Origin of the sequence: Paenibacillus sp. FSL M8-0228, assembly GCF_038007385.1 — a bacterium.
In the GTDB taxonomy this organism is placed as follows: Bacteria; Bacillota; Bacilli; order Paenibacillales; family Paenibacillaceae; genus Paenibacillus; species Paenibacillus polymyxa_D.
The window spans coordinates 4963962-4978208 of the sequence record NZ_JBBOXA010000001.1; the positions used below are offsets into that span (position 1 = coordinate 4963962).

At 42.5% G+C, this 14247-nt stretch carries 13 protein-coding genes; 2 read left to right on the plus strand and 11 right to left on the minus strand.

Features of this window, described 5'->3' with window-relative positions; all coding sequences use genetic code 11:
- Positions 1–102: 102 nt before the first annotated feature.
- From MKY98_RS22505 to MKY98_RS22520, 4 genes are all read right to left on the minus strand, one after another.
- Positions 103–753: a response regulator gene (locus MKY98_RS22505; protein WP_069011601.1), complete on the minus strand. Its 651-nt coding sequence runs from the start codon at positions 751–753 to the stop codon at positions 103–105.
- Entirely contained in the window at positions 750–1988 is a 1239-nt protein-coding gene (locus tag MKY98_RS22510) for a sensor histidine kinase (RefSeq protein ID WP_029519353.1), read from the minus strand. The genes MKY98_RS22505 and MKY98_RS22510 overlap by 4 nt, the downstream gene beginning before the upstream one ends.
- Positions 1989–2240: 252 nt before the next feature.
- Positions 2241–2411, minus strand: a complete 171-nt coding sequence (locus MKY98_RS22515) for a hypothetical protein (protein WP_013373210.1) — start codon at positions 2409–2411, stop codon at positions 2241–2243.
- 18 nt (positions 2412–2429) lie between these two features.
- The gene (locus tag MKY98_RS22520; RefSeq protein ID WP_016820419.1) at positions 2430–2624 is read right to left on the minus strand and encodes an H-type small acid-soluble spore protein; all 195 of its coding nucleotides are present in this window, start codon (positions 2622–2624) and stop codon (positions 2430–2432) included.
- Positions 2625–2823: 199 nt separating this feature from the next.
- Between MKY98_RS22520 and MKY98_RS22525 the strand changes: the two genes are divergently transcribed.
- A complete protein-coding gene (locus tag MKY98_RS22525) occupies positions 2824–4011 on the plus strand; it encodes a macrolide family glycosyltransferase (protein WP_029519354.1) in 1188 nt (395 codons plus the stop codon).
- Between the two features lie 75 nt (positions 4012–4086).
- Here MKY98_RS22525 and MKY98_RS22530 read toward each other — a convergent pair whose 3' ends face one another.
- From MKY98_RS22530 to MKY98_RS22555, 6 genes are all read right to left on the minus strand, one after another.
- A complete protein-coding gene (locus MKY98_RS22530; protein WP_029519355.1) occupies positions 4087–5502 on the minus strand; it encodes a glycoside hydrolase family 32 protein in 1416 nt (471 codons plus the stop codon).
- An 83-nt stretch (positions 5503–5585) separates the two neighbouring features.
- On the minus strand, positions 5586–6413 hold the full coding sequence (locus MKY98_RS22535; RefSeq protein ID WP_029519357.1) for a carbohydrate ABC transporter permease: 828 nt from the start codon (positions 6411–6413) through the stop codon (positions 5586–5588).
- Entirely contained in the window at positions 6413–7297 is an 885-nt protein-coding gene (locus MKY98_RS22540; protein WP_029519358.1) for a carbohydrate ABC transporter permease, read from the minus strand. The genes MKY98_RS22535 and MKY98_RS22540 overlap by 1 nt, the downstream gene beginning before the upstream one ends.
- 59 nt (positions 7298–7356) lie before the next feature.
- Entirely contained in the window at positions 7357–8682 is a 1326-nt protein-coding gene (locus tag MKY98_RS22545; protein ID WP_029519359.1) for an ABC transporter substrate-binding protein, read from the minus strand.
- Positions 8683–8846: 164 nt separating this feature from the next.
- On the minus strand, positions 8847–9824 hold the full coding sequence (locus MKY98_RS22550) for a LacI family DNA-binding transcriptional regulator (protein WP_069011602.1): 978 nt from the start codon (positions 9822–9824) through the stop codon (positions 8847–8849).
- A gap of 178 nt (positions 9825–10002) precedes the next feature.
- The gene (locus MKY98_RS22555) at positions 10003–11349 is read right to left on the minus strand and encodes a cellulase family glycosylhydrolase (protein WP_069011603.1); all 1347 of its coding nucleotides are present in this window, start codon (positions 11347–11349) and stop codon (positions 10003–10005) included.
- A 385-nt stretch (positions 11350–11734) separates the two neighbouring features.
- Here MKY98_RS22555 and bglS point away from each other — a divergent pair, with 385 nt between their 5' ends.
- Positions 11735–12448 carry a beta-glucanase gene (gene bglS / locus MKY98_RS22560; RefSeq protein ID WP_029519363.1) on the plus strand — a complete coding sequence of 238 codons (714 nt, stop codon included), beginning with the start codon at positions 11735–11737 and terminating at the stop codon, positions 12446–12448.
- A gap of 1236 nt (positions 12449–13684) precedes the next feature.
- Here the strand turns inward: bglS and MKY98_RS22565 are convergent.
- A complete protein-coding gene (locus MKY98_RS22565; protein ID WP_176715724.1) occupies positions 13685–14191 on the minus strand; it encodes a hypothetical protein in 507 nt (168 codons plus the stop codon).
- Between the last annotated feature and the right edge of the window lie 56 nt (positions 14192–14247).

The following is a 14247-nucleotide window of genomic DNA, read 5'->3' on the forward strand; positions in this document are numbered from 1 at the left end:
TTTTTTCATGTTATAACAATGAACAAACAAAAAAATCGTACAAAGGGGCAAGCACCTTATGTACGACTGGGCAAATAAATAACATATTTTCAGTTATTATTTCTAAAGCTGTAAAATACCACGTTCCAACGAAACAGCAACGGCTTCAGATCTGGAATCAACACCAAGCTTGTTATAAATATTCGTTAAATGTGCCTTTACGGTACGCTCGGAAATTCCCATATCAAACGCAATTTCCTTACTTTTAAAACCATGTGCAACAGACTTTAATATATGTCTTTCCTTATCAGTCAGAACTAAGTTTCTTTCATGTGACTTTGCCTCAGCTTCTCTCTTATTCGTGGCAGCAAATACCCTTGCTGTTATTTCTGGCTGAAGCAGCGTTTCACCCCTTAGCGCAGACTCAATCGTGCGAAATAGGTTTTCCCGACTGGTATCTTTCAACAAATATCCTTTTGCTCCCAAAGAGAGTCCTTTAATCATTAAATCATCTTCGTTATAGGTCGTCAGGATAATGACTGGCGTTTCATTTTGTTTTTCTCTGAGGGCCTTCATGGTTTCCAAACCACTCATTTGTGGCATATATAAATCCAACAGGATGACATCCGGCTGAAGTTCTTCGATCAATTTAAGAGCCGTTACACCTTCTCCAGCCTCACCAATCACTTCATAGCTGTCATGGGTCTCCAGCACCAGCTTTAATCCTTCTCTAACTACCCAATGATCATCGACGATTAAAATCTTGTATTTCATAATAGGTCTCCTTTAGTAAGAGGCGCCTCTATTTTTATAGCCGTACCTTCTTGAAATATACTGCTGATATTGATTTTTCCACCCAGCATCCGTACACGTTCATGTATACCTATTATTCCGTAATGCCCTGTTTGCTTGGCAATAATATCCGTATCAAATCCTTTTCCATCATCACGAATCTCGATTTCAATCTTGCCTTCGTTATCCAAAATACTTATCCATACAGTATTCGCATGTGAATGCTTCGCTACGTTGGTTAAACACTCGCTTATAATAAACAATCCATGTTCGAACACCAGTCTGGGAACCGAAGCTTTAATTTTGATGTTGCGGATTACACGAATGCTCGTAGCCATTGTAAATCGCTGTATTTCTTCCTCAACGGCTTCTGCAAAATCAACTTCCGAGATGGTTTTCGAACGCAGATTGTCTATAGCTCGCCTTGAATCAGACAATGTTCTTCGCACTTGTGACATCGATTGTTGGACGATCTCCTGAGCTCTTTGCGTACTTCCCTTTGTCAGATGGGCATCAATGGCTTCAAGTTGCATGATTAGCCCAGCAAGCCCCTGCGCCAGCGTGTCATGAAGATCACGGGCCATACGTTGTCTTTCGTTAGCAATTGTAAGTTCTTCGACCTTTTGATGTGCGATTTCAAGTTCTTTAAGAACGTTTTGCGTTCGGATTCGTGCTTGAACTTGTTTGAGAAAAAGAATGGCATAAGCTACTATAACAACTGCAATTAGAAAAAATAGCGGGATGAACAATACAAATTGCCTGCCATCATTATGCCAGACCACAGCCACACAAAAAAGTACATAAGAGATCAAAAATACAAGAATGACCTTAAGCGGCTTGTAATAAATACCTATACTCTGACCCACCAAAATTGGCATTAACCCAACCAGCACAATGGAGAAACTGTCAGGTAGAAGAAATGCACTTGAAAAGATCAATCCCCCTTGCACAACAAAATAAGCCCATGAAAAATATTTTGCAACTCTTTGAGCATGCAAGTACAAGAGGATGTGTAATATGACGATTACAGTAAATAAGACACTTTGCAGCAGATTTAGACCACTAGACAAATGTTGAAGAATGACAGACTCACTATAAATTATAAAAATCCATATTATAGTTAATACTTTTGAAATATCTTTCTTCTCAAATTCACCTTCACTTTCACTTATTTCCGGATCTACATTCTGGACCTGTACATTGAATTCATCGTTCATAATTCCCTCCTACAATTCTAAATTCGGCTTTTCGACTTAATAGAGATAATGGCACTATGACGGCCTAGTCCATTTAGTTTGAACAGAAATCATTTATATATTATTTTACAAAAAAACGAAAAGAAAAAAACGTACACATGGGCAGCTTCACTTGTACGTTTGGGCATTGAATACTTTTTGTTTGATACCATCCAAGTTATGCGTCATATAAAAAGCACGCAGCAGGTTATCCTGTGCGCGCTTGACCACTTACTATTCTTCTTCCAACTCATCTGGTACATCGTATTTATTGATATGTGAAGTCATTGCTGCAACAGCTTCGCTGGCATCCGTTGTGGCCGGTACTTCTCTGACCACATCATCCGTCTGATCACGAAAGTTCAAACGATCTGCCTCAATCTCTTTCTGTTGGTTCGGTTTCATTTTTCACGTCGCTCCTTTCTATTCAAGGGTCTGATCTCGTTCTGTTAACGCGTACAAAGGTACTTCCCGTTCTTCTTCCGGGTTGTTCAGCGCATAGATCCGTGCCGTCTCACGCTGTTCATTCACATGCTGAATATAAATGGGTAGCCCATCACACAACACATTCGCCATTATGGAAGAAGACGCTATTTCTTGCGCTCTTTGAACATTCACTTAGAAAAAACCTCCCTTGCTAAGTAGAGTTCCCCCTTACTATGCACGAGGTAAATATTTGTTATACATATTTCATGCCAACATGTGTTTCACGATCTTGAAAGGATATCATTTGAAAAAATAAATATTATTGTTATTATGGATTGAGAGATTCAGTGAAAACTGCAATCTTAATTGTAGAGAAAAGGAGTAATGATGAATGTTAAACATATTAATGGTTAACTTTCCGGCAGAAGGACATGTGAACCCTACGATTGGGATGACGCAAGCCTTTGCAGCACGAGGGGACCAAGTACATTACATTACAACTGAGAAATACAAGGACAGACTCGAAGCAGTTGGAGCGAAGGTTCACCTGCATTCTGATCTGGTCAGGACCGCTTCTATTGATTCCAATACTCCGGATGGGTTGAGTGCATTTATGAAAATTCATATTCAGACTTCGCTGGACATATTAGCAATTACTCAGCAACTGTCTAAAAGCATTGATTTTGACTTTGTATTCTATGATAGATTCGGAGCTGGCGAGTTAGTTAGAGACTATTTGAAAATCCCTGGTATTGCTTCCTCCCCATCTTTTCTGATTTCACAGAATCGGATGGCTACCAATCTCTTTCGCTTTAATGAAAAAGAGCCGTTTCAACTTGATGAACATGCCACGACCTCACTGCAGCTCATGAAAGAAAGGTTCGGTGTTGCTCCCGAAAATATGGTTCAATTTATGAGCAATACAGGGGCTTTGAATGTTGTATATACCAGTCGATATTTCCAACCAGACGGTGAACAGTATGGTGACGAGAATCTCTTTATTGGTCCCAGCTTTCCAGAACGTAAAGGGGAAAATTCATTTCCACTGGACAGACTAGAGGATAAAAAGGTTTTGTATATTTCGATGGGAACTGTTCTGGACCATACTGAAGACTTTTTTAACACCTGTATTGAAGCTTTTTCCGATTTTGAAGGTATCGTCGTGATTGCAGCTGGCGAGAAAGCTGACTTTACGAAAATCAATCCGGCGCCAGAGCACTTTATCATCTCGCCCTATGTTCCCCAATTGGAGGTATTACGTCATTCAGATGTGTTTATTACTCATGGTGGAATGAATAGTGTAAATGAAGGAATTCACTTTAACGTACCCTTGGTTGTACTGCCGCAGGACAAGGATCAGCCCATGGTCGCGCAGCGGTTAACAGAACTTCAAGCTGGCTATCGCATAACCAAAGACCACATCAATGTACAATCGTTAAGAGATGCCGTACATGAGGTACTGTCGAACGCAACGTATAAAGAGGGCGTACAAAAAATAAATGATAGCTTCCAGCAATCTGGCGGTACAGAAGAAGCCCTCGCAAAAATTGATGCCTATCTTCAAAATAAGCTTGTGTAAATCACACGATTACAATTCTACAAAAAAACAGGAGCCCTGACCATCAAGGGTCGGGTTCCTGTTTATCATGCATTTCTATGTGGAGATATCCCACTTCTGAAACGAAGCCATCGTACACTTTCCGCTCGTGAACGCTCGAATGCCTGTAGATTCTGCTCCCGGATACACTCTTCCTGTGAGGACGTATTCACCGTCGCCGATGAATATTTCCACCGAGCTTTTATCGACAAAAATCCGAAGCTCCAGACGGCCCTCGTTTAAGTTTAAAGGCACTCTTCTCTCTCCGCCCGGGCCTATACCTGCACGCTCACGGTTAAAACGGAACAGACCGTCATCGGGACGATACGAGAGTACAGTCTCCTCTTCGTCGCCCACTCGCAGCTTCAAGCCGAATTCATTGGTGTTACTGGCTTCGAACTCAAATACCGCCTTCAGTTCGTAGCTATCTCCGAACGTTTCCATGATCTGCTCGCCTGTCAGCAAGATATCCCGCTGTTCGAACAGATTGGATCGGTAATTTTCCACCTCTTCAAGCGGACGGAACAGCAATCTGTCGTGGTCGATAACCGCTTCCCGCGGAAGACTCATTGCACCCGCCCAATGGTGCCCTTGCTGGGTCGGCATCTCCGACTCCCACATATCCATCCATCCGATGACGATTCGCCGCCCTTTATCATCCAAGGTTGACTGCGGGGCATAGAAATCGAATCCGTGATCTACCTGAGCATACCGCTCTGCCGTAAATGTTCCAGCCTCCGCATTGAAATCACCTATACCGTACATGGTGGAATGCAGATTGCGGTATGCTTCTCCCTGAGGGGGCATGCGCTGTGGAGACAGCATAAATACGTGCCGACCGCCAAGCGGGAACAAATCCGGACACTCCCAATTATCGCCGAAACGTCCGTCACTCACGGCTAGTACATTGACATACGTCCAGCTTTTCAGGTCTTCAGAACGATAAAGCAGTACAAGTCCGTTCCCTTGGGCATCATTAGAACCAAGAACGGCGTAATATTGATCTTCGTGCCTGAACACCTTAGGGTCACGGAAGTCTTTACGGCTGATCGTGTCCGGTACGGCGTCATAACCGATGACCGGATTGCCCTCCCACTTTTCGAATGTCACCCCGTCCTCCGATACTGCAATCCCTTGTGACTGCTTGTAATCCTGATCCTTGTCAGGCCCGGTTACAACATGTCCGGTATACATCAGGACAAGCTTCCCGTCCTGCTCTATCGCACTGCCAGAGAAGCAGCCATCCTGGTCGAACTCGCCGTCCGGTGCCAAAGCGACCGGTAGATAATCCCACTTCATAAGATCGCGGCTGACTGCATGTCCCCAGTGCATCGGTCCCCATACTGATTTATACGGGTAATGTTGATAGAACAAGTGATACTGCCCGTTATATTGAATGAAGCCGTTCGGATCATTCATCCAGCCGAATTCAGCCATTAAATGGTAGTTCAGCCGATAATCCGGCCGAAGCATATGCTTCGATTGGGAAATAAATTGATCTGCACGCTCTCTCGTATACGTTCTAGTCTGTTTGATAAGGCATCCTACTCCTACAATTATTTAATCGAACCTTGCATAACACCCTGAATAATATACTTCTGGGCGAACAGATAGATGATAATGATCGGAAATATCGTCAGTACCAAACTTGCCATCAATGGACCATAATCCACTGTATAGGTTCCATAAAAGTTATACGTGGACAACGGAAGTGTCCTTTGCTCCGGATCGACCAGAATGAGGGAAGGCAGCAGAAAATCATTCCAGATCCACAGCACATTGAGAATGGAAATGGTGGCAGTCGTGGGCATCAGTACCGGAAACACGATCCGGAAGAATGTTTGAACCCGCGTGCAGCCGTCAATTAGCGCCGCTTCCTCCAGTTCTTTTGGAATACTCTTTACGAAACCATGATAAATGAAGACGGCCAGCGAGCTACCAAAACCGATATACATATAAATCAGCGACCACTTACTGTTCAGCAGATCAAGTGACCCGTAGATTTTCACCAATGGAATCATGATAGCCTGGAATGGAATGATCATGGATGCAACCATCAGCATAAATGTATATTGGTTGAACTTGGTGTTGTTTCTGACAAAATAATGAGCCGTCATCGCCGCAAACAGCGATATAAACAGAACGCTTAACACCGTTATGACCAATGAGTTGGTGAAGGCAGCGATGTAATTCATTTTATCAAATGCATTCATATAATTGACCATACTGAAGCTCTCTGGAAGCGATAACGGATTTGAGGTGATGGCCATGTTTTCTTTGAACGAATTGATCAGCAGAAAGACGAACGGTACGATGAACAATATGAGTATGACTGTCAGCACAATGAATTTGATTACGGAGGAAGCAACTCTTTTTCTTGTCATTACGCCTCCACCTCCAACTTCTTACTAAAATAAACCTGAAGCAGAGTGATGAGAGCAACCATCAGGAACAACACGAATGCTTCTGCTTGCCCCACACCATAATCACGGGAAAGGAATGCCTTTTCATACACATGCATCGACACCATTTGAGTACTGCTGAACGGCCCACCTTTCGTGAGCGCAAGGTTCACGTCATAGACCATAAATCCGCGTTGCAGGGACAAAAATATACATACGATGAAAGAAGGAACCATCAAGGGCAATACCATTTTCCGCAGTCTGGTCCAGCTGTTTGCCCCATCAATGCTTGCGGCCTCCATAATATCATTCGGCACACCCGTCAATCCCGCGATGTAAATGACCATCATGTAACCCGCGTTCTGCCACACCGTTACAATCACGAGTGCCCAGAACGCTTTGTCGGGATCAGCCAGCCAAGTCGTGCTGAGCGACTGTATACTGGCATGTTGTCCCAAATAGACAAGCACGTTGTTGAATATAAACTGCCAGATAAAACCGAGTACAATGCCCCCGACAAGGTTGGGCAGGAAAAATCCTGCCCGGAAAATACTCTGCCCTTTTAACCCTTTAGTCAGCACATAAGCCAGCATAAAAGCGATCACATTGATAAGAACAACGGTATAAAACACATACTTGAGCGTCAAGCCGAATGACTTCCAAAACTCGATATCTCTAAAAACAGCCAGATAGTTTTGGATGCCTACCAGCGATAGTGTGGTGGAAATACCATCCCAGTTTGTGAACGTCAGATAGATGCCATACAAAAATGGAATAATCATTACCGTTATGAAGGCAAACAAGGTTGGGCCCGTAAACAGTAGCCGCGTCCGCAGCCGGTTCCATACTCCTTTTTCCGTAATCATGATGATCCCTTCCTTTGTTTCGGGTTTCTCTCTCTATTCCAGGTAATTTGAAAACAACCTTATTTAACGGTTTTCCAGTAGTTTTCGATTTCTTTAACCAGTGTTGCACGATCTCCCTGTTTCGCCAGATACTTTTGCATGGAAGATCCTGTCTTAGACCAGTGGTCCGCAGGCAGCATGCTCATCGACTGCTCTGACTTGCCTTTTGCAATATAATCCTGGATGGACTTGCCAAGCGGGTCGGCCGCAGGCAGTGTAATATTTTTGAACGCCGGGATAATGTTCGCTTGGTTCACGAGGAAATCCTGGCCTTTCTCATCATATACGATCCAGTTCAGGAACTTCTTCGCCGCATCTTGCTGTTCCGGAGTAGTCTTCTCCTTGTCAATAACAATGCGCTTGGATACAGCGGACGAAATCTCCTGATTGCCGTAGTCATCGGCATTGTTACTGATGGGTACAGGCAAGAAACCATATTCTTTGTTAGCCGTATCAAAACTGTTGATTTGCGGCCATGCCCAGTTGCCCATGAACCAAATGCCAACTTCACCTTTGCCGAGCAGCTCCGGTCCGCGTTCATAAGCTCCTGCTAGCGGAGAAGCCTGATCGATGTTGTATTTCATCATGAGGTCGAATGTATCCATAAGTCCGTTAAATACAGGATTATTAGCCAAGCTAGCCTGGCCCGTTTTTAGTGACGCCATGAATTTGTCCACTTCAGCCATGTCTTTGTTCTGGCCTGCATAAGCAAGAGGCAAATAATGAGCGCCCAGAGACCAGTCCATTGGTGAAATCACCAATGCTTTCTTACCAGATGCCTCAATTTGCTGAAACAGTTTTTCAAGGTCATTTCGGGTTTTAATTGTGGTAGGATCAAAGCTTCCGCCTACCGCTTTATCTACAACGGCTTTGTTGTAAATGAATCCGTAGCCTTCAACAGCCAGCGGAAACGCATAATTTTTGCCGTCAACCGTCGTAGCTGTGGTAGCGTTTTCAACTGTGTCCTTATTCCACTTTTCTCCGCTCAGATCGAGGATACGGTCCTTGAACTTCTCCACATCACCTGTATCTAGCATGATCATGGTCGGCGGGTTTCCGGATGCGTACAAAGCGGAGGCACGCTCAAAAGGCGACCCACCAGTCGGAACCGGCTGGATTTCAACAGTAATACCCGGATTGTCTTTCTGGAAGGCCTTAGCGGCTTCCTCCAGCTGTGGAAGGATTTCGCCTTTGGAGTTCAAAAGCGTAATCTTCACATTTTTCGAATCCCCTGATCCCCCTCCAGAAGCCGAATTACCTTCTCCACCGGAGCCACCACATGCAGACACCACCATAACTAAAAGAAGCAGCATTACCATCCATTGAACTCTTTTGAATTTACTCACTGTTGTCATCCCCTTATTTATATAATGGCTCTGAACACTTAAATAAAACGCTTACAAACGGATTATATGTCAAAGGTTTAACTTGTGTCAATCGTTTGACATGTTGAATTTTTAACTTGTACTAAAAAAAATCTGTTCCCCTTGTTAGAGGAACAGATTTTCATTCAGGTCGTTGCACGCTCAATTAGTTCAACAGGCAACAGATTGACAGGTTGTACCTGCTCCCCCTCCGCCTGCCTGCGGATCAGCTCGACCGCCAGCCTGCCGATCTCTGCAATCGGCTGTCTTACCGATGTAAGTTCTGGCGTCAGCCAGGAAGCAACGCTTACATCATCGAAGCCTACAATACGCACATTCTCTGGCACATGCCTTCCAGCGCGAATATATTCTTTCAGCGCAAAAGCAGCAATAATATCACTTGTTGCGAACACCCCATCCACATCTGGATGTTCATAAACGAGTTTTGAAATGATCCGCTCGTACTCCTTCTGGTCGAACACATTCAAGTCCGTTTGAACAATCACATGCTGGACATTATGCTTACCCACCACATCCCGGAATGCTTTGGTCCGCTCATTGGACAGCATGTTCAGCTCCAGATTTCCGCAGATATGGGCAATTTTCCGGCAGCCTTTGCGAATGAGCAGCTCCGTAGCCAGCTCGCCTCCGCGATAATTATCCGAGGATATGTAAGGAATATACGGGTCAATCTGCCTATCAAACGTCACGATCGGTGAATTCAAATGTCGGTACTCTTCTACTTCTAATGTATGGCTACCCATAATGATGCCATCCACCCGGTTCCGCTTCAACATATCAATATACACTTTCTCTTTCACGGGATCCATATGTGAATTGCACAGCAGGACCTTGCAGCCATGCTGATAGGCGTAATACTCAACCTGATTGGCAAGCTCACTGAAGAAAGGATGCGAGACATTGGGAATAATAAGGCCAATAATATTGGACTGCTTACGTAGCAGAGATCGTGCTATTTCATTTGGTTGATAATTAAGTTCCTCCATTGCGTCGAACACTTTTTTGCGTGTAGTTTCGCTGATATATCCCCGGTTATTCATTACACGGGATACGGTAGTGACCGACACGCCCGCTTTTAATGCTACATCATGAATTGTCGCCATATGAACCTCTTCCCGTACAAAATAAATACATACAAACTATACTCTCTCCCCATCATTTCAACAACTTTACATAACGGAAGGCCTCATAATGGCCGTCAATCTTACACTAGTCATTTCTATAAGATAATACGACAGCCTATCCAATTGGAAAGGCTGTCGGTAGCTGAAAGTATTAACATCATTCTGATTGTGCGTCCGTCGGTGCATTAATGTATGTATCTGTAAGCACATCAGTCGGTGCATCCGCAGGCAGATTATCCGTTGCTGATTCACTGTTCTGGAGTAGTGCTCTCGGATAGGTCCGTGCACGCTCATAGTACCAGTCAAACAAGAAGCGGGCCATCGCCTGACGTCGGTTATCGCCATCCCACTTTAACCCGGCTGTTGGGTCCGCAAATGAACTCCTTGCTCCAGCTTCCAGCAGAAAGCCATTCATGTGTGCGGTCATGCTGACATTACCGGCTGCTGTAAAAATGGACTTCGTGTTTTGCCCAAATCCATTATTAGAGCCGTTAAACAAATTCCAGTACTCCGAATCGCCGGGCTGTGTTTTGAACCAGGTAAATTCTGTGATATTTATTGGATAGGCTTGAGCTGCCGCCTTAATGTTGGAATCCCATTGTGATTTTAGCTTGTCCTTGTTATCATGCGCTCCGTAGCCCGGATACCAGTGGACAGCATAGCCGTAGTTGTTCAATGGATCTATCAGCGGGTGTTTTGCCGCCGGGCTGTAAAATTGGTTGTATCCAAGTCCTGCAGCCCAGATGACATTATCCGCTCCTTTACTTCGAATCGTGGAAATGATAGAGTTTTGGAATCTTCTCAGATCATTCCAATGGTCAACAAAATCATTTTCGCCAGGATAGCCTCCCCAATGCCCATTCGCATATGACTTAATAGGCTCGTTGATCAGTTCAAACATGACGTTATCCGCGCTATTAATAGCCGGCTGCGAGGCAAGATACCCCCATATTTGATTGAATTTGTCCAGATTGGATTGTGTTGTAGCCTGGTCGTTAGCCAAAGTGAAATCAAGACCAAGGGTAACATAAATGCCCTTTGTTTTCGCATAATTGATGTATGGAATAATCACATTTTGTGTAGCTGCTTGTAAACCTGAGAAATTGTATGACCCTGCGGCCACATCTCCCATATCCTGGCGGTCAATAAACAATCGGACCTGATTCATATACCAGCCGTGGTTGCTTCCATACTTCGGTCTGGTGTCTGCAAAGGTGTCAGTGATATCCTTCAAATAAGCCAAAATTGCTGCATGACGATTGTTACCATTTAAATTGAGATAATAATTACTATTTTGATAGGTCCAGTATGCCCCCGACGGCTGATGCCAGCCACTTAAAACAACAGGTTTTCCGCTGCTGTTCACCAATTGATTGCCCCTGACATGGAGCTTTCCCATAGGCATACCTGACCATGCATCTATATGTTGGCCAAAGACCGGTGTTAAAGGCAATAAGAATACAAGTATCAGAGCTATTTTACATACCATACCTAATTTTTTCAAAGAAAGGCCTCCTCTTCAAAAATTAATTGACTATTATACCAAGAGAATAAAATGGTATAAACATGTAGTGGCTCCGCTTCCTGAGTCTATCCCATTTCAAAATCGTCATTTCCCCCCTTAATAGAATATTTTAATCCTGATTTTCATTTCTTGTATATAATTGTAGTACTTACATTTTTAAACCACAACTTGATAAAATTTAGTTTTTTTTAAATTATGCCTCAAGTGTTAAGTTTGCTATTGTGGACGACTCCATTTCAAACTACAATGAAGATACCAAATTTGAAAGCGCTTTATTTTTTCGGTAAGATGGTCAATACTTGAAATAATGTATCATCGTCATCCATTTCTTTCATGTTTGGTCAATCTTTTATGGAGGTGTAAAATGAAGAAGAAATCTTGGTTCACTTTAATGGTCACGGGCATTGTCTCTCTGTTTTTTTCGGTAAGCGTTTATGCGGGGAATGTTTTTTGGGAACCACTTAATGGTTTCAATTCGGGGGCATGGCAAAAGGCAGACGGATATTCCAATGGGAACATGTTTAATTGCACTTGGCGTGCCAATAATGTTAATTTTACGAACGATGGCAAAATGAAGCTTGGCTTAACGAGTTCTGCGTACAATAAGTTTGACTGCGGAGAGTATCGATCGACGAACACTTACAGATACGGCTTATACGAGGTCAGTATGAAGCCTGCTAAAAATACAGGGATCGTATCTTCCTTTTTTACGTATACGGGGCCTACTGATGGCACGCAATGGGATGAAATAGATATTGAATTTTTAGGCAAAGACACGACAAAAGTACAATTCAACTATTATACAAACGGTGTCGGTGGTCACGAGAAGGTTGTTGATCTGGGCTTTGATGCATCAAGAGGCTTTCACACCTATGCATTCGATTGGCAACCAGGATACATTAAGTGGTATGTTGACGGGGTTCTAAAGCATACGGCAACTACGAACATACCAAGCACGCCAGGCAAGATTATGATGAATTTATGGAATGGCACTGGTGTTGACGACTGGCTAGGTTCGTATAATGGAGCGAATCCGCTATACGCTGAATATGATTGGGTAAAATACACGAGCAATTAGGCCGTAGTATAAAAGCAGCCCTGTATGAAGTGCCCCCTTAAAGTTAGACAAATATTTTTATGCAACCAGTTGGGCATGAGTTCGGTATTGTACCGGGCTCATGCCTTTTAGTTTGAAGACGGTCAGATGCTGTATCGAAAATGGGTTACCGTGAAGTCGGCATTTTTGAAAAACAAGGGGTTATAACAGCGACAGCCAAGGACGAAAAATAATGGCAGCCTATCAGGGCTGCCACTCCAACTTGAACATAGCAAATAAGAGGACAGTTGATGGCCTCAAGTCCTATTTAAGGATTTATCACCTACTTCATCCATAGCCCACCATCGTCCAGTTTTTCTACGCTCTTTAAAAAGAAATTTACTGGCTTAGTTTTTTGAAGATGAGCACTCGTTTCAAATAGCGTCAAAGAGTTAGAAGCACCATCTACTATCGGGACTAAAACTAAACTAAACTAAACTAATCTCATCAATTAAACCTTCAACAGTGAAATTCAAACTTTCTTTTCCTCCAAAAACATAAGAGTTACCTAGCTTTTTCAAATGAGCTAAATGAGCATCCGATGCTTGTTCGGAAAGTACTTCTATAATATGATGACCGAATCGATCATCATCATTAGAAATGATGTTTTTTGTCCATCTAATTTCCTAAAAGGATCTACTGCAACTGCATAGGTTTTAGCATTGGGATTCGCTACGTAATCTGTTCTAGGGATCGTCGGAGTGTTGTCTTGATCTAAATTTTTTTTTCCAAAAGTGAAATGTTTCTCCATGGTAATCCTGCCGCAAATCCATGCTTGGCATTCGTAACGATCATGAATTCCCTTGTATTTTTTAGTAAAATATGCCGTTCGATTCTCTTCTAAGAAATCTCCAACGATTTTGCCATTTAGTGATGTTAGCATGTGACAGACAAATAATATATGGTCTCTCCAAATTAATCCTTATCAATATGTTCTCCTGTCTTTAACTTTTCTAATATTTCTTTACCATAATATTTATTTAAACCAAAGCAGCCGTGTTTTTAATAATCTTGAGTTACCAACACTAAATCGTAGTTACCTACATTAATGTTTCTGAACAGGAAGTGTCAGGTGATAAAAAAGTCGTGAACCAAATTTGTTGATTTTACTGCGTTTGCCAGAGCACGTGATAAACACGAAAAATAAAAAGTCTGAAACCACCACAAATTACCATAAAAAGAAAGTTGGAAACTTGTACTATTACGATAATATAATTTTCATAACCATTTCCTCAATATACTGGATGTCGCATATAACGTGCTTAAATGATCCATTTTCTTTTTCAAAGAATTATCTCTAATAATCTGTCCATCTTTAGTCCATTGTCCATATATTTGAACTAACCTCCCTGTAGTTCGTGAGAGTTCAAGAAGTGCTGTCTTCAGATGCTCTTTTTGAACTAAAGTTAGGTTATTATCCATTTTTATTTTATTAAATTCTTCTATCAAATCTCTTACTAATTCATTATTTACTTCTTTCAATGAAGCCATTATATCTCTAGCTAGTTTATTAATTCTCTTTTTTTGTTCGAATGATAGCTTGATTTTACTTAATTCTTTAAATAGTGAACTTATGGAAGGTAGATTACTATTCCAGCCTCCTGATTGTAATACTGAAGAAAACGTTTCGGCATAATACCAAAAGTCTTCTCCAAGAGCTTCACGTTTCCTTTTTATCCTGTAGTCTTCGTGTGCCTTTTGTTGTTCTTCTGGTGTCATAGTCAAAAGATTAAACTCGTCTGCAACGATCGGCAATTACTTCTTTTCGTTTTTCGGATTTC

Excerpts from the sequence above, each read along its gene's own strand:
- MKY98_RS22550 (WP_069011602.1), bottom strand. The coding sequence starts at position 9,824 with ATGGCGACAATTCATGATGTAGCATTAAAAGCGGGCGTGTCGGTCACT.
- MKY98_RS22535 (WP_029519357.1), bottom strand. The coding sequence starts at position 6,413 with ATGACAAGAAAAAGAGTTGCTTCCTCCGTAATCAAATTCATTGTGCTG.
- MKY98_RS22505 (WP_069011601.1), bottom strand. The coding sequence starts at position 753 with ATGAAATACAAGATTTTAATCGTCGATGATCATTGGGTAGTTAGAGAA.
- MKY98_RS22525 (WP_029519354.1), top strand. The coding sequence starts at position 2,824 with ATGTTAAACATATTAATGGTTAACTTTCCGGCAGAAGGACATGTGAAC.
- MKY98_RS22515 (WP_013373210.1), bottom strand. The coding sequence starts at position 2,411 with ATGAAACCGAACCAACAGAAAGAGATTGAGGCAGATCGTTTGAACTTT.
- MKY98_RS22540 (WP_029519358.1), bottom strand. The coding sequence starts at position 7,297 with ATGATTACGGAAAAAGGAGTATGGAACCGGCTGCGGACGCGGCTACTG.
- MKY98_RS22530 (WP_029519355.1), bottom strand. The coding sequence starts at position 5,502 with ATGCTTCGGCCGGATTATCGGCTGAACTACCATTTAATGGCTGAATTC.
- MKY98_RS22510 (WP_029519353.1), bottom strand. The coding sequence starts at position 1,988 with ATGAACGATGAATTCAATGTACAGGTCCAGAATGTAGATCCGGAAATA.
- bglS (WP_029519363.1), top strand. The coding sequence starts at position 11,735 with ATGAAGAAGAAATCTTGGTTCACTTTAATGGTCACGGGCATTGTCTCT.